Source organism: Roseivivax halotolerans (genome assembly GCF_900115815.1).
Taxonomy (GTDB): Bacteria; Pseudomonadota; Alphaproteobacteria; order Rhodobacterales; family Rhodobacteraceae; genus Roseivivax; species Roseivivax halotolerans.
In genome coordinates this window covers 114907-140070 of the sequence record NZ_FOXV01000004.1, presented here as the reverse complement: position 1 = coordinate 140070, position 25164 = coordinate 114907, and the positions used below count along the sequence as shown (strand labels likewise).

Annotated in this window: 23 protein-coding genes and 1 riboswitch; of the genes, 12 read left to right on the top strand and 11 right to left on the bottom strand. The window is 65.3% G+C overall.

Annotation, left to right across the window (positions count from 1 at the left end; all coding sequences use genetic code 11):
* Positions 1 to 160: 160 nt before the first annotated feature.
* Positions 161 to 2125, top strand: a complete 1965-nt coding sequence (locus tag BM171_RS07630) for a 4Fe-4S binding protein (RefSeq protein ID WP_093010258.1) — start codon at positions 161 to 163, stop codon at positions 2123 to 2125.
* 9 nt (positions 2126 to 2134) lie between these two features.
* Here BM171_RS07630 and BM171_RS07625 read toward each other — a convergent pair whose 3' ends face one another.
* Positions 2135 to 3058 carry an alpha/beta hydrolase gene (locus tag BM171_RS07625; RefSeq protein ID WP_093010256.1) on the bottom strand — a complete coding sequence of 308 codons (924 nt, stop codon included), beginning with the start codon at positions 3056 to 3058 and terminating at the stop codon, positions 2135 to 2137.
* A gap of 111 nt (positions 3059 to 3169) precedes the next feature.
* Positions 3170 to 3248, top strand: a riboswitch (SAM riboswitch).
* Positions 3249 to 3326: 78 nt separating this feature from the next.
* On the opposite strand from BM171_RS07625, the gene metZ reads away from it, so the two are divergent.
* From metZ to BM171_RS07590, 7 genes are all read left to right on the top strand, one after another.
* Positions 3327 to 4505: an O-succinylhomoserine sulfhydrylase gene (gene metZ / locus BM171_RS07620; RefSeq protein ID WP_093010254.1), complete on the top strand. Its 1179-nt coding sequence runs from the start codon at positions 3327 to 3329 to the stop codon at positions 4503 to 4505.
* Positions 4506 to 4637: 132 nt separating this feature from the next.
* Positions 4638 to 5732 carry a GTP cyclohydrolase FolE2 gene (gene folE2 / locus BM171_RS07615; protein WP_093010252.1) on the top strand — a complete coding sequence of 365 codons (1095 nt, stop codon included), beginning with the start codon at positions 4638 to 4640 and terminating at the stop codon, positions 5730 to 5732.
* A gap of 165 nt (positions 5733 to 5897) precedes the next feature.
* On the top strand, positions 5898 to 7346 hold the full coding sequence (locus BM171_RS07610) for a TrkH family potassium uptake protein (protein ID WP_093010250.1): 1449 nt from the start codon (positions 5898 to 5900) through the stop codon (positions 7344 to 7346).
* 3 nt (positions 7347 to 7349) lie between these two features.
* Positions 7350 to 8477, top strand: a complete 1128-nt coding sequence (locus tag BM171_RS07605; RefSeq protein WP_175497513.1) for an ABC transporter permease — start codon at positions 7350 to 7352, stop codon at positions 8475 to 8477.
* 1 nt (position 8478) lies between these two features.
* Complete coding sequence (locus BM171_RS07600; RefSeq protein WP_093010248.1) at positions 8479 to 9243, top strand: ABC transporter ATP-binding protein; 765 nt, start codon at positions 8479 to 8481, stop codon at positions 9241 to 9243.
* A gap of 9 nt (positions 9244 to 9252) precedes the next feature.
* A complete protein-coding gene (locus tag BM171_RS07595) occupies positions 9253 to 10992 on the top strand; it encodes an MlaD family protein (RefSeq protein WP_093010246.1) in 1740 nt (579 codons plus the stop codon).
* A 9-nt stretch (positions 10993 to 11001) separates the two neighbouring features.
* A complete protein-coding gene (locus BM171_RS07590; protein ID WP_093010244.1) occupies positions 11002 to 11604 on the top strand; it encodes an ABC-type transport auxiliary lipoprotein family protein in 603 nt (200 codons plus the stop codon).
* 7 nt (positions 11605 to 11611) lie between these two features.
* On the opposite strand, the gene BM171_RS07585 is transcribed toward BM171_RS07590, so the two are convergent.
* Entirely contained in the window at positions 11612 to 13225 is a 1614-nt protein-coding gene (locus BM171_RS07585; RefSeq protein ID WP_093010242.1) for an FMN-binding glutamate synthase family protein, read from the bottom strand.
* 146 nt (positions 13226 to 13371) lie between these two features.
* On the opposite strand from BM171_RS07585, the gene BM171_RS07580 reads away from it, so the two are divergent.
* Entirely contained in the window at positions 13372 to 14442 is a 1071-nt protein-coding gene (locus BM171_RS07580) for a phosphotransferase (protein WP_093010240.1), read from the top strand.
* Here the strand turns inward: BM171_RS07580 and BM171_RS07575 are convergent.
* Positions 14439 to 15431, bottom strand: a complete 993-nt coding sequence (locus BM171_RS07575) for a type I glyceraldehyde-3-phosphate dehydrogenase (protein ID WP_093010238.1) — start codon at positions 15429 to 15431, stop codon at positions 14439 to 14441. The genes BM171_RS07580 and BM171_RS07575 overlap by 4 nt on opposite strands.
* A gap of 88 nt (positions 15432 to 15519) precedes the next feature.
* The gene (metF, locus tag BM171_RS07570) at positions 15520 to 16386 is read right to left on the bottom strand and encodes a methylenetetrahydrofolate reductase [NAD(P)H] (protein WP_093010236.1); all 867 of its coding nucleotides are present in this window, start codon (positions 16384 to 16386) and stop codon (positions 15520 to 15522) included.
* A gap of 95 nt (positions 16387 to 16481) precedes the next feature.
* Here metF and BM171_RS07565 point away from each other — a divergent pair, with 95 nt between their 5' ends.
* Both BM171_RS07565 and BM171_RS07560 read left to right on the top strand, forming a co-directional pair.
* Positions 16482 to 17387 (top strand): LysR family transcriptional regulator, encoded by a 906-nt coding sequence (locus BM171_RS07565; RefSeq protein WP_093010234.1) that lies wholly within the window; start codon positions 16482 to 16484, stop codon positions 17385 to 17387.
* 71 nt (positions 17388 to 17458) lie between these two features.
* Positions 17459 to 17773: an ArsC/Spx/MgsR family protein gene (locus BM171_RS07560; RefSeq protein WP_093010233.1), complete on the top strand. Its 315-nt coding sequence runs from the start codon at positions 17459 to 17461 to the stop codon at positions 17771 to 17773.
* 3 nt (positions 17774 to 17776) lie between these two features.
* Here BM171_RS07560 and BM171_RS07555 read toward each other — a convergent pair whose 3' ends face one another.
* The 5 genes from BM171_RS07555 to BM171_RS07535 form a co-directional block, all read right to left on the bottom strand.
* On the bottom strand, positions 17777 to 18328 hold the full coding sequence (locus tag BM171_RS07555) for a DoxX family protein (RefSeq protein WP_093010232.1): 552 nt from the start codon (positions 18326 to 18328) through the stop codon (positions 17777 to 17779).
* Positions 18322 to 19074, bottom strand: a complete 753-nt coding sequence (locus BM171_RS07550; RefSeq protein ID WP_093010231.1) for an HvfC/BufC N-terminal domain-containing protein — start codon at positions 19072 to 19074, stop codon at positions 18322 to 18324. Before BM171_RS07550 ends, BM171_RS07555 begins: the two co-directional genes overlap by 7 nt.
* On the bottom strand, positions 19071 to 19922 hold the full coding sequence (bufB, locus tag BM171_RS07545) for an MNIO family bufferin maturase (RefSeq protein WP_093010230.1): 852 nt from the start codon (positions 19920 to 19922) through the stop codon (positions 19071 to 19073). Before bufB ends, BM171_RS07550 begins: the two co-directional genes overlap by 4 nt.
* 61 nt (positions 19923 to 19983) lie before the next feature.
* On the bottom strand, positions 19984 to 20283 hold the full coding sequence (locus tag BM171_RS07540; RefSeq protein ID WP_093010540.1) for a BufA1 family periplasmic bufferin-type metallophore: 300 nt from the start codon (positions 20281 to 20283) through the stop codon (positions 19984 to 19986).
* Between the two features lie 323 nt (positions 20284 to 20606).
* On the bottom strand, positions 20607 to 21251 hold the full coding sequence (locus BM171_RS07535; RefSeq protein ID WP_093010229.1) for a ribonuclease T2 family protein: 645 nt from the start codon (positions 21249 to 21251) through the stop codon (positions 20607 to 20609).
* 111 nt (positions 21252 to 21362) lie between these two features.
* Between BM171_RS07535 and BM171_RS07530 the strand changes: the two genes are divergently transcribed.
* The gene (locus tag BM171_RS07530; RefSeq protein ID WP_093010228.1) at positions 21363 to 22130 is read left to right on the top strand and encodes a DUF1013 domain-containing protein; all 768 of its coding nucleotides are present in this window, start codon (positions 21363 to 21365) and stop codon (positions 22128 to 22130) included.
* A gap of 163 nt (positions 22131 to 22293) precedes the next feature.
* On the opposite strand, the gene BM171_RS07525 is transcribed toward BM171_RS07530, so the two are convergent.
* Entirely contained in the window at positions 22294 to 24240 is a 1947-nt protein-coding gene (locus BM171_RS07525; protein ID WP_093010538.1) for a PhoX family protein, read from the bottom strand.
* 187 nt (positions 24241 to 24427) lie between these two features.
* Positions 24428 to 25159, bottom strand: a complete 732-nt coding sequence (locus BM171_RS07520) for a hypothetical protein (RefSeq protein WP_093010227.1) — start codon at positions 25157 to 25159, stop codon at positions 24428 to 24430.
* Positions 25160 to 25164 lie beyond the last annotated feature (5 nt).

The following is a 25164-nucleotide window of genomic DNA, read 5'->3' as shown; positions in this document are numbered from 1 at the left end:
GTCTTTCTCTCCCTGTAGCCGCACATCTTTGTGGCTTTCGCACGGCTGGATAGAACTATACCATCCAGCTCCGAAATCCGAAATCACGATTTCCCGAATTGCGGGATCGCCGCGCCGCGCGGCATCCCCGGCCGGAAGAGCCGCGGGACTAGGGGGAGCCATGCCGAAGAAAATCCTGCTTTGCGATTGCCTGGGCTCGCAAAGCCTTGATGCGGAAAAGATCGCCGCCGCGACCGGGCTCGAGACGAGCCGCGTGCACACCAAGCTGTGCCAGGGCGAGACCGAGGCCGCCGCGAAGGCGCTTGGGCAGGGCGACACGCTGGTGGCTTGCGGACAGGAGACCGCGTTCTTCGAGATGTTGGCCGAGGAGTTGGGCGTCGAGCCTCCCGCCTTCGTCGATCTGCGCGACCGCGCAGGGTGGTCGGACGAAGCGGATGAGGCCGGTCCGAAGCAATCCGCGCTCGCCGCCGAGGCCCTGATCGAAGTGCCGCTGCCCGGCACCCGCGATGTGATCTCGGAAGGCACCTGCCTTCTTATCGGGTCGGGTGAACTGGCCTTCGAGACCGCCGCGACGCTCGCCGACCGGCTTGCCGTGACCGTTCTGCAGGGCGACGAGACGGAGCCGCCCGCCGACCGACGCTTCGATGTGGTTCGGGGCCGGATCCGCAAGGCGCACGGCGCGCTCGGCGATTTCGGGGTCACGATCGACGGCTTCCGTCAGCTTCTGCCCGGAGGACGCGGCACCTTTACCTTCGACGAGCCCGTCGATGGCGCGGCCTCGTCCTGCGACATCATCCTGGACCTGACGGGCGGCACGTCGCTCTTTCCCGCGCCCGAAAAGCGCGAAGGCTATCTGCGCGCAGATCCCGGCCGCCCGGTGGAGGTCGTGCGCCAGGCCGCGCTCGCCGCAGAGATGGTCGGCACCTTCGAAAAGCCGCTCTACGTGCGGACCGAGCCTGCATTGTGCGCCCATTCGCGCGCCGGTCAGACCGGCTGCACGCGCTGCCTCGATATCTGCCCGACCGGTGCGATCCAGCCCGAGGGTGAGCATGTCCGCGTCGATCCGATGATCTGCGCGGGGTGCGGCGCGTGTTCGGCTCTGTGCCCCTCTGGAGCGATCACCTACGACGCGCCGCCCGTCTCCAGCGTCTTCCGCAGGCTCGAGACCCTGGCGCGGACCTTCCGGCGGGCAGGCGGCGCCGCGCCGAGATTGCTCGTGCACGATGCCGACCATGGCGCCGAGATGATCCGCCTCGCTGCAAGATTCGGGCGCGGGCTTCCGGCCGATGTCATCCCTTTCGAGACCACCGCGCTCGCCGGCTTCGGTCACGCGGAGATGGTCGCGGCGCTTGCCGCCGGGTTCTCCCGCGTCGACGTGCTGATGTCCCCGCGAACCGAGCGAGACACGCCCGAGCGCGAGACGGCACTGGCCAATGCGCTGACCGGACAAGACGCCGTGCGGCTCCTCGATGTCGCCGACCCCGACGCGCTACCCGAGGCGCTTTACGGCGGCGCGTCGCCCGCACTCTGCGCGCCCGCATTGCCGATGGGCACTCGGCGGCAGGTGGCCCGCGTCGCTGCGAAGGCTTTGCAGCCCGATGCGGAGATTGTCGATCTGCCGCAAGGCGCGCCTTATGGCGCGGTGCTCGTCGATACGGATGCCTGCACGCTGTGCCTGTCCTGCGTCTCGCTCTGCCCCTCGGGCGCGCTTGGCGATAACCCCGACAAGCCGCAGCTCCTGTTCCAGGAAGACGCCTGCCTGCAATGCGGGCTCTGCGAGAATATCTGCCCCGAGGATGCGATCGCGCTCGAGCCGCGCATGAACCTCACCGACGGGGCCCTCTCGCAGCAGGTCTTGAACGAGGAGGAGCCCTTCGCCTGCATCGAATGCGGCGCGCTCTTCGGGGTGAAATCCACCGTCGAGCGGATCACGGAGAAGCTGGCCGGGAACCACGCGATGTTCTCCAACCCCGATGCGATCCGCATGATCCAGATGTGCGACGATTGCCGGGTGCAGGCGCAATTTCACAGCCAGAACAACCCGTTCCAGGGTGGTGAGCGTCCGCGCGTCCGTACGACAGAGGATTACATGGGAGAGAGCCCCTCCAAGCGCCGCGACCATTGAGGCCGAGTGTCAGAGCGCGTTCGGCACGAGATCCCGCGGAGGCTCTGCGGCGTCCGTGGCGCGCTGTTCGTGGGGCGGCAGGATCATCCGCAGCGCGTCGAACGGCAGCCTGCCCGTCAGAAGATCGCGATAGAGACGCATGAGGCCGGGCCGCGTATAGGCGGACCAATGGCAGATGGGGTGGCGCGGCGCGCCGATCTGGTAGCCCGCCGCTGAAAGACGCTGGAGGCTCACGGCGTCGTCGATCCGCAGGGAGACACCGCGCCCACATTCGACATCGCTGCGGACAAGGGGCAGGGCGGGCCGCCCGCCGGCCGCCATCGCCGCAAGGTAGAGCGCCTCGAACACCCGGTTTTCCCGCCCCGCGACCGATGCGATCCGAACCGTCCGTCCGGCAGCCGAGTGTCGCGCGGTCGTCAGGTCCGCCCGCGTCGCGGCCGGAGCCAGAAGCAGCGCGCTCTCGATGCTGCGCGCGGGCGCGGCGGCGAGCGCCCTCAGGATGACCTTCGCACCGAGCGAATGGCCAATGGCCGAAATCGGACGATGCGGTGCGAGAAGGCGCAATTCCCGCACGAGCTCGGCAAGGCGCGCACCTGCGGCATCGGCCTCGCGCGCCGCTTTCCAGATCGAGCCCCGCGCGGGCCAGCCGAAAGAAATACCAAGCGCGGCATCCGGTCCGGCCTCAAGACAGCCGAGCCGCCGCGGCCAGCTCATCCGCCGCGTGCCGTCCGCCCGCCGCTGCGGATAGGCGTTGAAGAGCGTCTCGTGCGGGCAGTGGATGCCCCGGCCCGGTGCGTAGGTGAACCCGTGAACCATCAGGATGATCGGCCCCGAGGAGCCGGCGAGGGCTTCGGCCATCTGGGCCGCAAGGGGCATGTCCGCGTCATGCGGCACAAGCCCCTCGGGCAGCGCTGTGACGGGCAGGACGGGCATCTGCTCGGGCCTCCTGTTTTGCCCGAGCGGATACGCCCCGAGGATGATGCCCACGTGACGTCTGCGCGACGTCTCCATGACAGTCTTGACGTGTGGGAATCGGGCCGCTACCAGCAGCTTCGTGGCGATTTGTTCACCGGATTGCGGGCCACATTAAACATGCCGCTAAAGAGGTCAGACGAGAGCGTTCTTCCAGAAGAGCCCCTTTCGCTTGACCGCGACGGGGCTTTTTTGATGCGCCGCCCGGACGAGGCGGCAGGAGGCTGAAATGACGACGCGCAAGACCCGCACCAACCTTGTCCACGGCGGCACCCGCCGCTCGCAATATGGCGAGCTGAGCGAGGCGATCTTCCTCACGCAGGGCTTCGCCTATCCCAGCGCGGAGGATGCCGAGGCACGCTTCCTCTCTGCCGGGGAAGACGAATTCATCTATGCCCGCTACGGCAACCCGACCGTTCGCATGTTCGAGGAACGGATCGCGCTGCTCGAGGGTACTGAGGACGGGTTCGCCACGGCGAGCGGCATGGCGGCGGTCAACGGTGCGCTGATGTCGATGCTGAAGGCGGGAGATCACCTTGTATCCGCCCGTGCGCTCTTCGGCTCGTGTCTGTACATCGTGGACGAGATCCTGCCGCGCTTCGGCGTCGAGGTGACGCTGGTGGACGGCGCGGATCTGGACCAGTGGCGCGACGCCGTGCGGCCGGACACCAAGGCTGTCTTCTTCGAGTCGATGTCGAACCCGACGCTGGAACTGGTCGATATTGCAGGCGTGGCCGAGATCGCGCGCGGCGTCGGCGCGGCGGTGATCGTCGACAACGTCTTCTCGACGCCGGTCTATTCCGATGCCGTCGCTCAGGGCGCGGACGTGGTGATCTATTCGGCCACCAAGCATATCGATGGGCAGGGGCGCACGCTGGGCGGCGTGATCCTCGGCACGCGCGAACATATTCGCAAGGTCGTAGAGCCTTACATGAAGCATACCGGCGGCTCGATGAGCCCGTTCACCGCCTGGGTGCTTCTGAAGGGTCTAGAGACGATCGACCTGCGTGTCCGGGCGCAAACCGAGAGCGCGGGCCACATCGCCGAGGCGCTCGAGGGCAACACGCGGCTGTCCCGCGTGATCTATCCCGGCCTCGAAAGCCACGCGCAGCACGACCTGGCGCTGCGGCAGATGGGCGCGGGCGGCACGATGCTGGCCTTCGAGATTTCGGGCGGCAAGGAGGCGGCCTTCCGCTTCATGAACGCCCTCGAGATCGTTCTCATCTCCAACAACCTCGGCGATGCCAAGACCATCGCGACGCATCCCGCGACAACGACGCATCAACGTCTGTCGCAAGAGATGAAGGACGCGCTGGGTATCAGTGACGGGCTCATTCGCCTGTCCGTCGGGCTTGAGGATGCAGAAGACCTGATCGGCGACCTGGAGCAGGCGCTCGCGGCCATGTGATCGGGGGACTACCCCCTCCAAATCATTGAAATTCCGCTGATCCGGGTCACTTTGTCGGACGTAAGATGAAAGCGGTCGGCAAATCGGGCGGCCGCGTCCTATATCTTCGCGTGACCAGACGGAGTGCCCCTCATGAACGTCCATACTCCAGAACTCGAGCGTAAGCCGAGCCGTGAGGCCGCCAGGGAAGCCCTGGCGCTCCTGCGCGACTGGGCCGGCGCGTCCGATGACGACGAGATCGCCGAGCTCGATCCGGCCATCGCCCGTCTCGTCTCGGGCGCGGATGCCTATCCTGACCTTGCGCGCGAATATGATGCGGCCTTCGACGTGGATGCCGAATACAAGGACACGCTACCCGATCTGCAGAACGGGCCGTCCTCGCTGATCCGCGGCGCGCGCCGCGCGATCCAGCATGTCGGCATCTCGAATTTCCGTCTGCCCGTGACTTTCCGCACCCGCGACAACGGCAACGTGACGCTCGAGACCTCCGTCACCGGGTCCGTGAGCCTCGATGCCGACAAGAAAGGCATCAACATGTCGCGGATCATGCGGTCCTTCTACAAGCACGGGGAGAAGACGTTCTCGTTCGAGGTGATCGAGTCGGCACTCGACGATTACAAGAGCGATCTCGAAAGCTTCGATGCCCGCATCAACATGCGCCTGCGCTTTCCTCTCAGGGTCGAGAGCCTGCGCTCGGGGCTCGAGGGCTTCCAGTATTACGACATCGCGCTCGAGCTGGTCGAGACCGCAGGGCAGCGCCGCAAGATCATGCATCTCGATTATGTCTATTCGTCGACCTGCCCGTGCTCGTTGGAACTCAGCGAACATGCCCGCAGGGAACGGGGCGTGCTCGCAACGCCGCATTCGCAGCGTTCCGTCGCGCGCATCTCGGTCGAGACCACGGGCGATGACTGCCTCTGGTTCGAGGATCTGATTGAGCTTTGCCGCAAGGCGGTGCCGACCGAGACGCAGGTCATGGTCAAGCGCGAGGATGAACAGGCCTTCGCGGAGTTGAACGGCGCGAACCCGATCTTCGTCGAGGATGCCGCGCGTCTGTTTGCCGAGCAGCTTCAGAAGGACGCCCGCATCGGCGATTTCCGCGTCGTGGCAAGCCACCAGGAAAGCCTGCACAGCCATGACGCCGTTTCGGTTCTGACCGAAGGGCCGCTCTTCGAGCAGGAGAGCCTCGATCCAAAGCTCTTCTCGACGCTCTTTCACGTCGGCTGACATAGGCTCGCAAAAAGCCGAACGCGCCCGCCATGTCCGGCGGGCGTTTTTCTTTCCGTTGCGTGTAGGCGAGAGATCCTACGGGAGGCATGGGCGCATCGCATCGGAGATCCCGCGACCCTGCGCGCTTGACTTGGCCCAAGGCCCACGCCAACGCTCGCCGTCATGTTCGACGTCCGCCCCGTAGCCTATGTGATCGGCCTGCTGGTGACCTGCCTCGGCTTGACGATGCTGGTTCCGATGCTGGTCGATATTGCCGAAGGCCGGGGCGAATGGCCGGTCTTCGCGGAAAGCGCGATCATGACCATCGCCGCCGGCGGGCTGATCGCGCTCGCGACGCAGAATGCGGTCAAGGAGCGGATGTCCTTGCAGCAGATCTTCCTGCTGACGACCGGCGTCTGGCTGGTTCTTCCGATTTTCGGTGCGATCCCATTTATCCTCGGTGCAACCGAAGCGCGATTCATCGACGCCTTCTTCGAAGCGATGTCAGGCATGACGACGACTGGGTCCACCGTCTTCACAGGGCTCGACGAGCTGCCCAAAGGGCTGCTTCTGTGGCGCGGCCTGCTGCAATGGTTGGGCGGGATCGGTATCATCGTGGTCGCGATGGTCTTTCTGCCCGAGTTGCGCGTGGGCGGGATGCAGATCTTCCGCTCCGAAGCCTTTGATACGATGGGCAAAGTCCTGCCGCGCGCGGCCGAGATCTCGTCCTCGATCTCCTCGATCTATATCACCATCACTCTGACCTGCACGCTCGCCTATATCGCGACCGGCATGAACGTGTTCGATGCCACGGTCCACGCGCTGACGACGGTTTCGACGGGCGGATTCTCCAATTACGATGCGTCCTTCGGCACCTTCGCGGGGCCGGCGGAATACGTCGCTTCCTTCTTCATGATCCTCGCGGCGCTGCCCTTCGTGCGCTACGTGCAGCTGGTAAACGGCCAGGAACGCGCGATCCTGCGCGACAGTCAGATCCATGTCTTCCTGATCATCATCGGCGTTCTGGTGGCCGTCACGGTCTCGGTGCTTCTGACGCTCTATCCGCGCCATCCCGAGGCCGCGCTGCGCGAGGCGCTGTTCAATATCGTCTCGATCATGACCGGCACGGGCTATGCCTCCGTCGATTACATGACGTGGGGACCGTTCCTGATCGCGATGTTCTTCTTCATCGGCCTCATCGGTGGCTGCGCGGGCTCGACCGCATGTTCCATCAAGGTCTTTCGCTGGCAGCTCATGATGGCCTCCGTTCGCAGCCAGCTGCGCCGGATCCGCACGCCGCACGGGCTTTTTGCGCCGCGTTTCGAGGGACGGCCCGTGGGCGAGGACGTGCTGTCCTCGGTCGTGACCTTCTTCCTGTTCTTCATCGTCACGCTTGGGCTTTTCGCCGTGGCGCTCGGCATGACAGGGCTTGATTTCATAACCTCACTCTCAGGTGCGGCCTCTGCACTCGCCAATATCGGTCCCGGCCTCGGCCCGATCATCGGGCCTGCGGGCAATTTCGCGCCGCTCAACGATGCCGCGAAATGGCTTCTATGCCTTGCGATGCTGATGGGGCGGCTCGAGCTGATGGCGGTGCTCGTTCTGTTCACCCCGCGGTTCTGGCGGGGCTGAGGGATGGCGCACCTTTTCGACATGGTGGAGGAGACCGGCGCCGAGACGCGCGAGCTGGCGCTGTCGGGCCGCCTGACCGTGTTCGAGCTGACAGAGGCGCAAGCCGCCTTGGACGCACTGCCCGCCGACCGCGACGTCCGTGTCGATCTGTCGAACCTGTCGCGCATGGACACGGCGGGGGCCTGGGCGCTGGAGCGGCTGCGGGACCGGCTGGAAGCGGCGGGCCATGATCTGACGCTTCTCGGGGCGTCCGACGCGCTCTCGCAGCTCATGACCCGCGTGGACCACGCCATTGCAGAGCCCGAACCGTCATCGCAACCTGTCCGGCGCGGGGTGGCCGACCGGCTCGCGGAGCTTGGCGAAGGCGTTGTAACGGCGGGGCGCGGCGGGGGCGTCTTTCTTGGCGTCTTCGGCCTGTTTCTCGCCCGTCTCGGTCGGTCGCTGCGGCATCCAAGCGAGTTCCGACTGACTGCCCTTGTCGCGCATTGCGAGGATGTCGGCTTGCGCGCCGTGCCCATCGTGAGCCTTCTGTCCTTCCTGATCGGCGTTGTGCTGGCGTTCCAGGGTGCGACGCAGCTTCGGCAATTCGGGGCGGAGGTCTTCGTGGTGGATCTCATCTCGATCTCGATCCTGCGCGAGCTCGGCATCCTTCTCACCTCGATCATCGTCGCGGGCCGCACCGCCTCTGCCTTCACCGCCGCTATCGGCTCGATGAAAATGCGTGAGGAGATCGACGCGATGCGGACCCTGGGCATCGACCCGGCAATGGCGCTCTTCGTGCCGCGTATCCTGGCGCTCGTCTTGATGCTGCCGATCCTCGGTCTCGTCGCCAACGTCATGGGGCTTCTCGGAGGCGGCATCATGTCGCTTCTCGTCCTCGATATCTCGCCCGCGATGTTCCTCACGCGTCTGAGCGAGGGCACGGATCTGGCCAACGTGCTGATCGGCCTGTCGAAAGCGCCCGTCTTCGCCATCATCATCGGTGTGGTGGGCTGCAATGCCGGGATGCAGGTCGGCTCCAACGCGGAGAGCCTGGGGCGGCAGACCTCGAAGGCGGTGGTGCAGGCGATTTTCGCGGTGATCGTCGCCGATGCCATCTTCTCGGTCTTCTTCGCGCAGTTGGGGGTCTGACATGGAGGATCCGGTCATTCGCCTCCGCGGCATCCGCAACCAGTTCGGCAGCCAGGTCGTGCACGACGATCTCGATCTCGACGTGCAGCGCGGCGAGATCCTTGGCGTTGTCGGCGGATCGGGAACGGGCAAATCGGTTCTGATGAAGACCATCATCGGTCTTCAGACGCCCCGGGCCGGAAAGATCGAAGTTCTGGGACATGATCTGACGGGCGGCGATCCGGCAGCCCGCGCGGTGGTCGAGGACAATTGGGGCGTGATGTTCCAGGACGGCGCGCTCTTCTCGTCGTTGACCGTGCGCGAAAATGTCGAAGTGCCGCTGAAGCGGGTGCCGGGTCTTGCCCCCGAGGCGCGCCGCGCGCTTGCGGATCTGAAGATCGCGATGGTGGGTCTCGGTCCCGAGGCGGGCGGCAAATATCCCTCCGAGCTCTCGGGCGGGATGCGTAAACGGGCCGGGCTGGCCCGCGCGCTGGCGCTCGACCCCGAAATCGTGTTCCTCGACGAGCCGACAGCCGGGCTGGACCCGATCGGGGCTGCGGAATTCGACCGGTTGATCCATGGACTTAGCCGGGCGCTGGGTCTAACGGTGTTCCTGGTAACGCATGATCTCGACACGCTTTATGCGGTCTGCGACCGTGTGGCGGTTCTGGCCGAACGGCGCGTTCTCGTCACAGGCACGATAGAGGAGATGGCCCGCGTGGATCATCCTTGGGTTCACGACTACTTCCACGGCCCGCGCGCTCGCGCGGCGCAGGGCGGGGCGTGATCGCGCGGTATGGAGACGCGCGCGAATTATATCCTGATCGGGGCCTTCACGCTTCTGGGCTTCCTGGGGCTTCTGGGTTTCGTTCTGTGGTTCGCAGGCGTCGAGCTCGATGACGAATACGCCTATTACGACGTGAATTTCACCTCGGTCGCGGGGCTTTCCAACGCCGCCGACGTGAGGTTTGCGGGGCTTCCCGTGGGCCGGGTCGTGAGCCTTGGCCTTTCGCCAGATCGTGACGGCACGGTGCGTGTGCGCCTCGAGGTCGAAGCGGACACGCCGGTGCGGACCGACAGCGAGGCCACAGTGGAAGCCCAAGGCGTCACGGGGGTGTCCTACGTCGGCATCAGCGCGGGCACGGCGGATGCGCCGTTTCTGGCGGAAGCATCCGACAGCGCGATCCCGACGATCCCGGCAGGCACATCCGTCCTGCAATCCTTGAGCGAGGATGCGCCGGAGCTTCTCTCTGAAGCGCTCGAAGTGGTGCAGGATCTCAATGCCTTGATGAGCGAGGAGAACCGCGGCCGCGTAGATACGATCCTCGGCAACGTGGCCGATGCCTCCGAGAGTTTCTCGAGCGTGCTCGAAAGCTTTTCCAACGTGACCGAGCAGATCTCGGATTTTTCCGAGCAGATCGACCGGTTCAACACCACGCTCGAAACGCTCTCGGCGGACCTTTCGGTCGTTCTCGATACGGCCAACACGACGCTCGTCTCCGTCAACGATCTCGCGCAGGACGGGCAGGTTCTGCTGCAACGGGGGCAGGGCACGCTCGACGCGGCGACCGAGACGATCGACAGCACGCGGGGATATCTGTCGAATGACCTGCCCGCGCTGACCATCGAGTTGCAGGGGGCCATCGCCGATCTGCGTCTCGAACTCATCGAGTTGACCGATGACGCGACCGAGACGCTGGCGACGCTGACCTCGGCTGGCGCCGTCGCGCAGCAGCGCTTTGAAGAGGCCGGTCCGCTCATCGCGGAAACCTCCGCGTTGATCGAAAGCTTCGAGATCGCGTCCGACTCGATCTACGAGACATCCGAGAATATCGACCTCCTCTTCGAAGAGGACGGCCAATGGCTCATCGACGAGATGCGCGCCGTGGTCGCCGATACCGCCGAGGTGGTCGAGGTGATCTCGGGCGTCGCTCAGGAAGATCTGCCGGTCGTCATCGCCGATGTGCGCAGCGCCACGCAAACCGCGCGCCGCGTGATCGAGGAGGCGGGCGCGGATGTGACCCGCACTGCCGAGGGTGTGGCGGGGCTTACCGATGATGCCGAATTGGCGCTCGCGACCGCGACGACGACTTTCGCCACGGCGAACGGCACGCTCGAGGCGGTCAATGAAGCGCTTGTGACCGGCAACCGGACACTGGTCGCGGCAGAGCGCGCCTTCAACGGCGCCGACCGGGTGATCAACACCGAGATCGCGGCCATTACCGAGGATCTGCGCGGCGCGATCACCAGTTTCGACGCGGCTATCGCAGAAGTGTCGGAGGACATTCCCGCGCTCAGCCAGGATCTTCGCGAGGCCGCTGCCGTCGCCGAGGCGACATTCCGCGAAATCCAGAGCGTCGTTGCGCGGAGCGGCGGGCCGGTCGCGACCTTCGCCGCCGATGGGTTGCCGCAATACTCCGCGCTTGCGTCCGAGACGCGGCGGCTCATCCGCAATCTCGATCAACTGACGCGGCAATTGTCGCGTGATCCCGCGCGGCTTCTTCTCGACCGCGACACGCCCGAATTCCGCAGGTAGACTGACCCTATGACCCGCTTGGCCCTCATTTTCGCACCGCTCGCATTGTCCGCTTGCTCGGCGCTCTCCGCGTTGTCGGATGCGACCCAAGTGCTCGACGTCTACGAGCTGCGTGCGCCCGAGGGTATAGCGGAAGCGCCGCGCCGGTCTCGCCTCAACGTGACCGTGGAGTCGCCGACGACCACGGGCGCGCTCTTGACCGACCGGATCATGATCAAGCCATCCGAGCTCGAAGCGCAGTATCTGCCGGGGGCGCGCTGGGGCGAGGAAGTGCCGGTCATGGTGCAATCGCTGATGCTCCGCAGCCTGCAGGCCACGGACGGTTTGTCCTATGTGGGACGCGAGCCGCTCGGCCTGTCGGGGGACGTCGCGATCGTCAGCGATGTCATCGACTTCCAGGCGCGCGATCTTGGCGAGCAGGCCGAGGTGACGCTGCGGATCTCGGTCCAGCTCGTGCGCGAGGAGGATGTCGCCATCCTCGCCAGCCGCACCTTCGCGAGCCAGGCGGTGTCGGCCTCGCTCGAGACGCCGGATATCGTCGCTGCCTTCGATGCGGCCTCGGACGAATTGATGGTGGCCTTCGCCGATTGGGTCGTGACGGGGCTGCGCTGAGGCCCGGTCAGTCCACCGAGCGGAAGCTGTCGGCGCGCGCCCGTTTCCAGCGCAAGCGGAAATCGGGAAAGTCGTCGGCATCGTCCAGAAGCGCGCCTTCGCGAATGTAGGGATAGACGCGGTCCATCTCGGCCATCTCGCTGTCCTTTTGACGCACCATGAAGTGCCGCGGCAGGAATTCGCTGGGATTCGATAGCCCCGCGGCACCGGCCATTTCCGCAAGCGCGTGCAACGTCTTGCGGTGGAAATTGTAGACCCGTTCGGCCTTGCTTGGCACGTCGAGCGCCCGCTGGCGCAGCGGATCCTGCGTCGCGACGCCGGTCGGGCAATGGTTGGTATGGCAGGCCTGCGCCTGGATACAGCCGACGGCGAACATGAAGCCGCGCGCGGCGTTGCACCAATCCGCGCCGATCGCCAGCGCCCGGGCGATGTCGAAGGCCGAGGTGATCTTGCCCGCGGCCCCGATCTTGATCCGGTCCCTCAGGCCGGCGCCCCGCAGCGCGTTGTGCACGAAGGTCAGTCCTTCGACCATCGGCATGCCGACATGGTTGGCGAATTCCAGAGGCGCCGCGCCGGTGCCGCCTTCCTTCCCGTCCACCACGATGAAGTCCGGGGTGATCCCGGTCTCCAGCATCGCCTTCACGATGCACATGAATTCGCGCCGGTGCCCGATGCAGAGCTTGAAGCCGACGGGCTTGCCGCCCGACAGATCGCGCAATTGCGCCACGAATTCGAGAAGCTCGATCGGTGTCGAGAAGGCCGAATGCGCCGCCGGGGAAATGCAATCGACGCCCATCGGGATCTCGCGTGCTTCTGCAATCTCGGCCGTGATCTTGGAGCCGGGGAGCATGCCCCCATGTCCCGGTTTCGCGCCCTGGCTGAGCTTGATCTCGATCATCTTGACCTGCTCGAGCGCCGCCTGCTCTGCGAAGCGGTCGGGGTTGAAGCGCCCGTCCTCCGTCCGGCAACCGAAATAGCCCGAGCCGATCTCCCAGATGAGGTCGCCGCCGCCTTCGCGGTGATAGCGGCTGATCGCGCCTTCGCCGGTGTCATGGGCAAAGCCGCCCTTCTTCGCCCCGGTGTTGAGCGCGAGGATCGCATTGGCCGAGAGCGAGCCGAAACTCATCGCGGAGATATTGTAGAGCGAGGCATTGTAGGGCTGCTTGCAATCCGGCCCGCCGATCGTCACGCGGAAGTCTTGCTCATCGAGCTGCGTAGGCGCGATGGAATGGGTGAGCCATGAATATCCGGCCTCGTAGACACGTTCCTGCGTGCCGAAAGGCCGGCTCGATTCGTCCTGCTTGGCGCGCTGGTAGACGAGGCTGCGCGCCTCGCGGCTGAACGGCTCCTCGTCCTTCTCGCTCTCGATGAGGTACTGACGGATCTCGGGGCGGATGCCCTCGAAGATGAAGCGCATGTGCCCCAGGATCGGGTAATTTCGCAGGATCGCGTGGCTGCTTTGGGTGACGTCATAGACGCCGACGAGCGACAGCGCCAAGAAGAGAACGAGCGGAAGGACGAACCAGACGGAGACGGCAAGGGTCAGGATCAGCGAAAGCACAGCGAACGCCACGCAGCCCGCGAAAGTCCAATAGCGTTCGTGTTCGCGCGCCCAATCCATTCCGGTCTCTCCTTTGCGTCTTGCCTACCTCCCAATCGTGAAGCTTTTACCTACGGTTTCCAACGCACTTTCTGTTTTCAGGGCCGCTGCCGCAATCTCACCGCACAATCGCCGCGTCCGAAGGATAGGGAGATTGTCACGTAGCGATGCGACAGCTTCCGGCGCAGCGAGGTCACGACGTGGCGAAACCGAGCCTGCAAGAACTTGCCTCCGCAAACGAGGCACGCATTCTGCGCGTGCTCTCGGTGGCCGAGGCTGTCTGCGGTGAACCGGTCAGCGATGTCGAATCGCCCGGCGGGGTGTTCCGGGCCAGCCTGCGGCTCAAGATCGATGGACGCAGCGTGATTGCGACGGCGCGCAGCCAGGGGCGCACGGCACGCGAGGAAGCGCTCGTTCTCAGGGCGCTCTCGGATATCACCGATCGCGTGCCCGTGGTTCTGGGCTGTCAGTCGGGCGTTCTGTTGCAATCGGATCTCGGCCAGAACCGGCTCGACCTCGCGATTGCGCGGGCACCGGTGGGACGCCAGGCACTGCTCGCCGAAGCCGCCGCATCGAGCCTTGTCGATCTGCACGCAGCGGCCGATCGCACCGCGCTGTCACGCGCGCTCGATCCGCTTGATGATCCCGAAGAGCAGGCGGCGCGGCGTATCCTCTCGGCCGACGCGCTGGCCCCTTTTGCAGCAAAGGGCGAGGTGGTGTTCGACCGGGCAGCCGTGATGCGCGCGCTTTGCGCCATCCCGCGGGCTTTCGTCAAAGGAGATTGCCGTCCCGCGAATGCGACGCTTGGCGCTGACAGGCGCGTTCGCTGGTTCGACTTTGAAACCTGCGGGCCTGGTCCGCGTGTGCGCGATTTCGCCGAGCTGATTGTCGACCCGGTCTGGACACTGCCGCCAGACCGGCTCTTCGCTGCTGTCGGAGCACGCGCCGGCTGCGCCCATGCAGCCCTTTCGCTGCATACAGCCTTGAGGGCGGCAGAAGCTCTCGAACGGCTGATGACCGAGGCGCAGGCCCATGGCTGGCAGTCACGTGGGCAAGTGCTGGTCGAGGATGGGCCTGGCGCGAATGCAACCTTCGCGGCGCGCATTGCCGACATGGGCGCGATGGGCGCGGGACAGTCGCGGCTGCTCGAACCGCTGGTCCTGCCATTCTCGCGCGCTGCGCGGCATTTCCGGCAGGTTGCGCGGCAACCGGGCCGGACAGGGACGCGCTGCTCCTAGCCGTGCTCTCGCACATGCATCAGCCGGGCCATGTCGAGCATCCGCGCGGAGAAGCCCCATTCGTTGTCGTACCATCCGAAGATGCGGAGCTGCCGATCCCCGACAGCCATCGCCTCCTGCGGCGCAAGGACGATGCTTTCGGGACGTGCCCGCAGATCGACCGAAACGCACGGATCCTCGGTGAGGCCGATCACCGCCGAGGTGTCGGCGAGGGCGCGCACAGCGTCCGCGGCGTCAGATCCGTGGGGGCGGGTCAGTTGCACCACCAGATCGACCGCTGAAACCGAGATCGAGGGCACCCGCACCGCCGCGCCCGTGACGCGGCCTGCGAGCTCCGGCAGCACATGGTCGATGAGCTTCGCCGCGGATGTCGTCGTCGGGACCATCGACACCGCCGCTGCGCGCGAGCGTTCGAACGGGCCGCGCGGCTTGTCGACGGTCGGTTGGCTGCCCGTATAGCAGTGGACCGTCGTCATATGTCCCGTCTCGACCCCGTAGGCGGCATCGAGCGCTTTCAGGAGTGGCGCAAGCGCATTCGTCGTGCAGGACGCGTTCGAGACGATGCGGGCGTCGCCCAGCATGTCCTCGTTCGCGCCGAGCACCAGCGTGCGCTCGGCCTCGAGGCACGGGCCCGAGATCAGCACGTTGCGCGCCCCTGACGCCAGCCCCGCCTCCGCCGCCGCCCTTGCATCTGCCGCACCGGTGCAGTCGAGTAGAATATCGACCTCCGACAGATCGAGATCGGCGGGCGTTTCGGCCGCGTGGAATGGCATCTCGTAATCGTCGACGGTCAGGTGTCCGTCCGAAGTCGTGGTCTTGCCGGGATAGGGGCCGTAGACGCTGTCATAGCGAAAGAGGTAGGCGCAATCCTCGAGCGGCGCGATGTCGTTCAGAAGCACGACCTCGATATCCGCATGGGCCGGATCGCTCAGGACCTGGCGCAGGATCGTCCGGCCGATCCGTCCGAACCCGTTGATCGCAATCCGCATGTGATCCCCCGAAAACAAAATGCGCGCGCCCCGAGAAAGGCGCGCGCGCGGTCTGAGTTCAAGCGCGGAATTGTACCGTCACAAAGGCTCAGGCGACGTTTTCGAGACGGGTCTCCGGGGTGACGCCGAGCGCGAAACAGACGTCGCGCGTGAGCTCGGGGCGGTTCAGCGTGTAGAAGTGCAGCTTGTCGACGCCGCCCTCGATGAGATCGGTGCAAAGCTCGGTGCAGAGCGCTGTCGCCAGCAGATCTTCGCGACCGTCTCGTTCGGCCGCATCGAATGCCTCGATGACCCAGGCAGGGATCTTCGTGCCGCAGCTTTCCGCGAAGCGACGTGCGCCTTTCCAGTTCTCGATCGGGAAGATGCCCGGAACGATCGGCTTGTCGATCCCGGCCTTCTCGCAGGCATCGCGGAACCGGAAGAACGTCTCCGCCTCGAAGAAGAACTGCGTGATCGCCTCGTCCGCGCCCGCATCGAACTTGCGCTTGAGGTATTCGACATCCGCAGTGTCGCTGGGCGCTTCGGGGTGGATATCGGGATAAGCGCCAACGCGGACCGTGAAATCGCCCGTCTCTTTCAGCGCCGCGATCAGCTCGCAGGAATTGGCGAAGCCGCCATCGGTGGGCGTGAACCGGGTTTCGCCCTTCGGCGGATCGCCGCGAAGCGCCACGATATCCGTCACGCCGACCTCTGCGAAGCTCCGCGCGATACCCAACGTCTCTTCGCGGGTGGCGTTCACGCAGGTCAGATGCGCCGCTGTCCGGAGGCCCGAATGCTTGTGAATCGCGCTCACTGCCTCGCGCGTCAGCTCGCGGGTGGTGCCTCCCGCGCCATAGGTCACTGAGACGAAACGCGGATTCAGCGGCGCGAGTGTCTGCACCGTGTCCCAGAGCCGGAACGAGGCTTCGATGTTTTTCGGCGGGAAGAACTCGAACGAGATCTCGGGACGGGTCATGGACGGGCTTCCTTTTGCTTTCCATTGCTTGTCGCATGGCGAGAAAAGTGAGACAAACTCATAAATCTCAAGAACAACATGAGACGAACTAAGAGATGCACATCGAGTTCCGCCATTTACGCACGATAAAAGCCATTCACGAGGCTGGCGGGCTGGCGCGCGCGGCAGACCAGCTCAATATCACGCAAAGCGCGCTCAGTCACCAGATCAAGGGGCTTGAGGATCAGGCCGGGGTGGAGCTTTTCGTGCGGCGCTCCAAGCCGATGAAGCTCTCGCCGGCCGGATTGCGCCTCTTGCGGCTCGCCGAGCAGGTGTTGCCGCAGGTCGAGGCGCTGTCGGCCGAGTTCGACGGTTTGCGAAAAGGCGTCTCGGGCCGGATGCATATCGCGATCGAGTGTCACGCCTGTTTCGAATGGCTCTTCCCGGTCCTCGAGGCTTTCCGCAAATCGTGGCCCGATGTCGATGTCGACATCCGTCCCGGTCTTGCCTTTGACGCGCTGCCTGCGCTCCTGAGGGAGGAGGTGGACCTCGTCGTCTCGTCCGACCCCGAGGATCTGCCCGGGGTCACCTTCACCGAGCTCTTCGACTACAACCCGGTTTTCGTCGCCGCCTCGGCGCATCCCCTGGCTCAGAAACCCTATATCGAGGCCGAGGATTTTCGTGGACAGACGCTCATCACCTATCCGGTGGAGCGTTCCCGTCTCGACATTTTCTCCCGGCTTCTGACGCCTGCAAAGGTGGAGCCGGCCGCCATCCGGCAGGTGGAGCTGACCGCCGTCATCCTCCTGCTCGTCGCCTCGAACCGGGGTATATCGGTTCTGCCCGATTGGGTCGTTCGGGAGGTGAAATACAATTCCGATTACGTCACGCGCCCACTGACGAAAAACGGCGTCACGCGCAGGCTTTATGCCGCGACCCGCACCGCCGATCAGGGCAAGGGTTACGTGCAGGAGTTGATCTCGCTCGCCCGCAAGGAAGCAGGGCGGCTGCAGGCGGCCTGAGCTTTGTGGAACCGCAGGCGCGATGCGCCTGTTGGCCCCCGATACCAATGACGGCAGAGCGGAGACCATTCATGAAAATCTACGGCATCAAGAATTGCGACACTTGCAAACAGGCGCAGAAGGCGCTTCCCGACGCGGAATTCGTCGATGTGCGCGAAGACGGCATGCCGGGCGAGGTTCTGGCCGACGCGCTGGAGCGGTTCGGCGACCGGATGCTCAACATCCAATCCAAGACCTATCGCGAGCTCTCCGAAGAGGACCGCAAGAAACAGCCGGTCTGGATCATCGGCGCGCATCCGGCCGCGATGAAGCGTCCGCTGATCGTCAAGGGCGACGAGATGTATCTCGGCTTCGGAGCTGACACGCGCGAGGCGCTCGGGGTGTAAGCCTCAGGCCGGCTGCAGCCGGCCAGCACCGGCGGCGCGGCGCGCGAGGACTTGGTCGACAGACAGCGCGCCCGCCCCCTTCACCGCGATCAATGTCAGCGCAAGCACCCAGAACGCCCGCTGATCGAGAATGACCCCATCCGGTAACCGGTCGAACCAAGCGCCCAGCGTTTCTGTATGTGCGATACCGCCATGACCGTAGAGATCGGTCAGGCTCTGGATGACGATGAACCCGATCATCGCGATCGCCGCCGGCCGGGCAATCAGGCCGATCACCAAGAGAAGCGGAAGCACGAATTCGGCATACGTGCCGGCAAGCGCGACGAGGTAGTGAAACCCGCCGAGCTGGCTCGCGTCATAGCCGACCGCCTCGAATGCCCTTGGAAAGACCTGTGCGTAGGCTCCGAGCGAGAGGCTGACCGGCCCTCCATCGAGCTTCGTCAGCGCCGCGTGCCAATAATAGACGAGCAGGGTTGCCGCGAAGACGAAGCGGGCGATCAGCGGCAGCACGAGGTCGCGCGCATCCGCGGGCGTGAAAAGAAGGCGGGTCAACATGAGGCGGCTCCGGTCTCTGGCGCGGAGAGCGCGCCGGTTTCAAGAAGAAGGGTGAGCGTGGCAGGCAGATCGAACTTCGGGCCTCCGCGCTCCTGTGCCGCGCCGAAGGTCTCGCCCGCGCCAAGCGCCGAAAGGAAAGCATAGGCGCCCTGCGGCAGAAGGTACGGCGCGGGATCGAACCGGGGCCGCAGGATCGCGACCGCCTCTCCGCCGCCTGTCGGTTTGTCCTGCGTTTCGCCCATCGTGAAGGCGCGGATCTGGTGAATCGGCCAATTCGACGAAACAAGCCGCAGAGAAGGGGCAAGCGTCAGGTGCAAGGCTGCGAGGTCGTCTTCCTCGAGCCCGGTCAGAGCGGCGGGATCGAGCGGGGTGTGATCGGCAGCGTGGTAGCTCTCGCGCATCGCGAGATCGACGCGCGCGATGTCCGAAAGGTAGGGCAGATGCGCGAGCGGTGGAAACGCGGCAAGGAAGGCCGGGAACGCTCGGCCATATTGCGCCAGGATCGGGCTCGTCGGCGGGCTCTGGCGGATGAAAACGCTGGCGACGCGGCGCAGGTTCTCTTCTCCGATGAGGCGGGTGACGGTCGGAAAGCCGGTCTCGATCGCACCTGTCAGCGAGACGGCCACGTTGTTGCGATAGACGTTGTAGCGCCGATCAGCGCACCGCCCCGCACCACCAGAAAGTCCATGCGGGATCGCGGCAGATGGCTCCATGAGCGCCGCGCGGAATTCGCACTCTCGGCTCATGCGAGCACCCGCGCGAGCGCCTCGTCGGCCCTTCGAGCCTCTTCGGCCAGAACCGGCCAGGCGGGCACGTCCGTGTCCCATTCGATAAGGACGGGGCGCGGTCCGGTGCGGCTGAGCACCTTGTCCAATAGCGCCCAGACCGGATTCGCCACCTCGCATCCGTGGCTGTCGATCAGCAGCGCCGCGCCGTGATCGTTTGTGTCCTCGTCATGCCCGCCAAGATGGATCTCGCCCACCGCCTCCAAGGGGAAGGCGTCGATATAACCCTCGGGAGAGAAGCCGAGATTGGTCGCCGAGACGAAGACGTTGTTCACGTCGAGAAGCAACCCGCAGCCGGTGCGGCGCACGAGCTCCGCGAGAAATGCGGGTTCGTCCCAGGTCGATTCGGCGAAGGCGAGGTAAGAGGACGGGTTCTCCAGCAGCATCTGGCGGCCGAGCGCCTCCTGCACCTCGTCGATATGCGCGGCGACGCGGGTCAGCGTCGCGTTCGTGTAGGGCAGGGGCAGAAGATCGTTGAAATAAGCACCGTCATGGGTCGACCAGGCGAGATGCTCGGAAAACGCGGCAGGCTGCACCCGGTCCAGGAGCAGCCGGAGCCGCGTCAGGTGGTCGCGATCAAGCCGACCCTCGCCACCGATGGAAAGCCCGACACCGTGAACGGAGAGCGCAAAGCGTTCAGACAAAGCGGCAAGCTGGGCCTGCGGGCGCCCGCCACCGCCCATGTAGTTCTCGGCGTGTATCTCGAGCCAGCGGACGGGTCCCGGGCCGCGCATCAGGTCGTCGAAATGGCGCGATTTGAAGCCGATGCCTGGCGCCTGGGGCAGGGCCGTCTGGTTGAGATCGAACATGTCGGTGCGTCCTTGCGGTGCGGGGGAGGCGCGGGGCAGCCTTCTGCCCCGCGCGATCGGATCAGCCGGTCGGCAGGTCGCGGTCGAGCTCTTCGAGCGAGCCCTCGCGCGGCGTGCCATCGGCCATCTGCGGCAGATCGATCTCGGTGCAGGTGCCTGCTTCGACGAGGGTCCAGGCATTGCCCTGGTAGTCGACGGTCGAGGTGCCCGCGCAGGTCGTGCCGGGGCCGGCGGCGCAATCGTTCTCGCCGGCGAGCGAGACGCCGTAGCACTTCTCCTGGGCCTGGGCATGGGCACCAGTTGCGGCGAAGTTCGCGGCGACGGCACCGACGAGGGCGGCGGTCTTGATGGTCTTGGACATGGATGTCTCCGTTGCGGCATTCGGGGTCAGAGGCCCGCCGGGCAGGCCGGTCGGGCTGGTCCAAGCCTGACCCGCGACCTTGCGCCGCGCCATTCACGGGAGCGTCAATCACGGACGCCTGACCCTTTCGCAGGTGCGGCAGGTTCCGAGGAGTCCCGTGGAATCTTGTAATATCAATGGGTTGTTTCGGCTGCGAGACTTGGCCGCGCGCAAGCCGGTGTAACACTCAGCGATGAAAGTGACGCGAATGTTGCAAAGTCGCGCTTGCGCCGGAGGCGCATCGCGTGTCGCTCTCACGCAATGTTACAAATGCGCGCTGCGCCTCAGGGGATCGGATCCATCAGCGCATCCCGCGCACGGCAGTCGCGCACCACATCCGCGCCGCAGGTCACGGGCTCCAGATCGCGGGTCAGGCAGAGCCGCGCCTCCTGGATGCGTCCCTCCCGGCAGGTGATGGTCAGCATGTCGGGCTCGAGATCGGGATTGTCCCGCAGGAACGCCTCTTCAACCACGGCGGCGGGCAGCGTCACGGGGTCTTTCAGACGGCGGAACACCTCGGGCAGCACGACCGCCTCGAACGCTTCTTCTGCGGTCTCGTAATAATCAGTGGCACTCAGCCCCGAACAGGTGCCGTGCTTCTTCCACTGATGCCAGGCGAGGCCGGACGTGCCCATCACATCCGCCATACCCGCAGTCATCGCGCGCGACGGCGGGCCATGGGGCGTCCGGCAATAGGACGGCCAGCCCGTCTCGAATTGCGGCCAAAGTCCGTGCAGGATCCAGCCGGCATCCCGCTCGGGCGCGCATTGCGGCGAGCCCCGCGCGTCGCCTTCGAGCGCGCACCAGGTCGGAGACCAGCTCATCGCCAGGACGTAATAGTCGAACTCGCCCGCGATCTCGCCCTCTGCCAGCGCAGGTGCGCCGAGGCAGATCATCAGGCTCGCGATTTTCTCTTTCCACCGGATCATGGCGTGACTATATAGCGCCCAAGTTCCCCGACAACGGAAACCGACCCGGATCGTCCGGGTGCCCTGGGCCAGACGCCCCGGGCCACGAAGAAGACATGCGAAGGAGACATCATGGCCAAGCTCTTGCACCCCAAGGCGACCGCCGTCTGGCTCGTGGACAACACCACGCTGACGTTCAAGCAGATCGCCGATTTCACCGATATGCACGAGCTCGAGATCCAGGGCATCGCGGATGGCGACGTCGCCGCCGGCGTGAAGGGGTTCGATCCCCTGTCGAACAACCAGATCGCACCCGGCGAGATCGAGAAGGCCGAAAAGGATCCGCTCTACAAGCTGAAGCTCAAGCACAACCCGGCCGCCGTCGACGAGGACAAGCGCCGGGGTCCGCGCTATACGCCGCTGTCCAAGCGCCAGGATCGCCCTGCCTCGATCCTGTGGCTGGTGAAGTTCCACCCCGAGCTGTCTGACGCGCAGATATCCAAGCTCGTTGGCACGACCAAGCCGACGATCCAATCGATCCGTGAGCGCACGCACTGGAACATCTCGAACCTGCAACCGATCGACCCGGTCGCGCTGGGTCTGTGCCGGCAGTCGGAGCTCGATGCCGCCGTTGCCAAGGCCTCCAAGAACCAGGAGCAGGTGATGAACGACGACGAGCGCCGCAAGCTTGTCTCGACAGAGCAGTCGCTCGACATGGATCCCGAACCGCGCCTGCCCTCCAGCATGGAAGGGCTCGAGAGCTTCTCGCTCTCCGATCCGCGTGACGGCGAGGACGACGAAGAAGAGAAGGGCAACCAGAACTACGCGGATGCCGATTCCTTCTTCAACCTGCCCGACGACGATGACGATGAGAGCGAGGACAAGGACGAGCGCGGCTGAGATCGCCCGTCCAGCGCTCGGGGAAAGGCCCGCTTCGGCGGGCCTTTATCGTTTTAAGCCGGGCAGCGACAGGGTGTGGCACGACTGCGCTAGACGCCGTGTCAGCCTCTTTTGAGCAGGTGCCTCCCGATCTCGACGACCGGGAGGCTCTTGATGCAGGCGATCAGCCGACAGCGGCGCCGTCGGTCCGCTTGACCGTCACGATGGCCGAGCGGGGCAGCATGCCTTCGCCGTCGGGGAACGGGGCGCCCGGGTGCTGGATGCCGACGAACATCGTGCGGCGGTCGGACGACCAGGTCAGGCCGGTCACTTCGCTGCCGTTCGGGCCGGTCAGGAAGCGGCGGATCTCGCCGGTCTCGGGATCGCCAGCGAGCATCTGGTTGTTGCCCATGCCCTCGAAGTCGCCCTCGTTGCTGTCGTCGCCATCGGTCTGGATCCAGATGAGGCCGGTCGTGTCGATCTGCATCCCGTCGGGCGAGTTGAAGAGGTTCCCGGCGTTGATGTTGTCGGTCCCCGCGTAGGGCCCGTCCGTGTGGACGTTCGGGTTGCCGGCCATCACGTAGAGATCCCACTCGAAACCGTCGCTGCCGTGGTCGCCGCCCTCGGGACGCCAGCGGACAATCTGACCGTATTCGTTGGTCTCGCGCGGGTTGGGCGCGTTGACCTCCATCGGATCGCCGCCCGCATTGGTCAGGACATTGCCGCTGTCGTCGGTCGCGCCGCGCCGCGAATTGTTGGTGAGGCAGCAATACCCTTCGGGCGCAGTCGGGTTGACGGCAATCCATTCGGGCCGGTCCATCGTTGTCGCGCCGACGGCCGAAGCCGCGGTGCGCGTGAAGATGGCGATCTCCGCAGCGTCCATGCCGGTCGCCTCGGGCGTCAGCGCGACCCAGCGGCCGCTCTGGTCGTCTGAGAAGGTCGCGGCGTAAAGCTGACCCTCGACCAGCAGCGTCGAGGTGTCGCCACCCGCTTCGTAGGCATCGCGGCTGACCCACTTGTACATGAACTCGCCGCGCTCGTCGTCGCCCATGTAGACGACGAGACGATTGTCCCCGGCCAGCGCGTAGGCGGCGTTTTCGTGCTTGAAGCGGCCGAGCGCGGTGTGCTTGACGGGCGTCGCGCTTGCGTCGCTGGGGTCGATCTCGACGATCCAGCCGGCGCGATGCGGCTCGTTGGGGTTCGTGCTGACGTCGAAGCGCGAATCGTAAAGATGGTAATTGTAGCCCCATCCTTCCGAGGAGATGCCATAGCGGGCGTAGCCTGCCGCGACCTGCTCATCCGTCGGCATCTCGCCGGTCGCGCCGAAGTAGCCGTTGAAGTTTTCCTCGCAGGTCAGGTAGGTGCCCCACGGCGTCCGGCCCGAGCCGCAATTGTTGAACGTGCCAAGCGATTGCGTGCCCGTCGGATCGTCCTCGGTCTGCAAAAGCGCGTGGCCGGCAGCGGGGCCGTCCAGCATCATCGGCGTGTTGTGGGTGATGCGGCGGTTGTAGGGGCTGTCGATGACGACGGACCAGCCGCTCTCGCCCTCTTCGACCTCCATGACTGTCACGCCTTGGAAGTTCTGCAGGCGCAGAACGTCATCGGCAGAGCTGGGGCTCCGCTCGTCCTCGAGGCTGTCAGCCGCTGCGGTGGTCGAGCCGACGAGGTTGATGTCGTTGTTGGTGTACTCGCTGTTCACCACGAGGATCTCGCGACCATCGACCGAGAACAGCTCCATCCCGTCGGTGTTCTCACCGAACACGCGGTCGGAGCCTTCTGTCGGAATACCCGTGTCCTGGCTGAACTCCGGCGCATCCGAGAAGAGCGGATCGCCCCAACGCACCAGCACTTGCCAGTCGTAGCCATCGGGCACGTGGATCGTGCCATCGGTCTGCGCGGCGATCTGTTCGAAGGGGAAGCGTCCCGCCCCTTGGGCAAGAGCGGTCGATCCCTTCAGGCCGGTCAGGCCCATGACGGCTGCGCCGGAGCCGAACGCAAGAACTCCGCCCAGAAATCCGCGGCGAGAGATCGCGCGCTCTACGACACGATCGAAGTCCTGCGTCTTGGCGCGCGGGAACCGTGCCTCGTCCCACTCATCGAACGTGAGGCCGTGATGCTTGTCGTCTTTCATTTCGTCCATCCCTGGTGTGCGATCTGTCCTGTGGTGGACGCCCATCCGCCCGCCAGAGATCAAGCTAGCCGGTGTGTTTGACGGCGGCATGACAAAGGGGCGCGTGCGCCGTCAGGAACCGCCAAGGTGAATGGAGGTCGAGAGCATCGCTCAGGCGGCTTTGTCATGGGATGTTTTCGCAGTCAGCTTACCGGTCAAGCCCCGTGAAATCCGCACGCCATGATGTGAGCGGCGTCAGAAAATCGTGGATCGCCGACAGTTTGGAGGCGCTTTCGGTGGCGATTGCCTCGGCGTTTCCCGCGCCTCCAGTGCGCCAGCGCGCAGATCCGATCACGCGCTCGTTTACCGCGAAGCCCGGCAGGACGCAGCTTTCCGCATTGCAATAAACGACGAGCGGCAAATTGCCCCCGAAAGGAGAGCGCAATTGGCAGGAGATCTCGGCTGCATTCGGCGACTCGGCGCACAGGTAGTCGGATCCCCGCGTGATCCGTGCCTCGCCCGGCGCAAGCCGCGTGCGATGCGTCTCGGCATGACCCTTCGTCACGGCGGCGATATCGTCAACCGCGGCCAGGCGCAGCGCCTCGAGCGCGGTTGGCAGAACCGACGGATCGTAGGCGATACTTCGCGTGATCGGGATCGGATTGCCGCGCCCGTCCTTGGCCACGTCCCGCGCATCACGGCAGACCGTTTCTTCCCTCAAGAGAAGCGGCGTTTCCTCGAAATCTTCTGCGCGAAAGGTCGGACCGCCCCGGACGATCATCTCGGGTGTCGTGATGCCGAAATCGACGAAGCGATAGAAATCGGGGCAGGGCGCGGCGGAGGCGAGACCGGGACCGAAGCTCAACGCGGCGAGAAGTAGCGTGACACGGCGCATGGCACCCCAGACATGACGCGCGACCGACATGGCCGCGATGCCCACCAGTT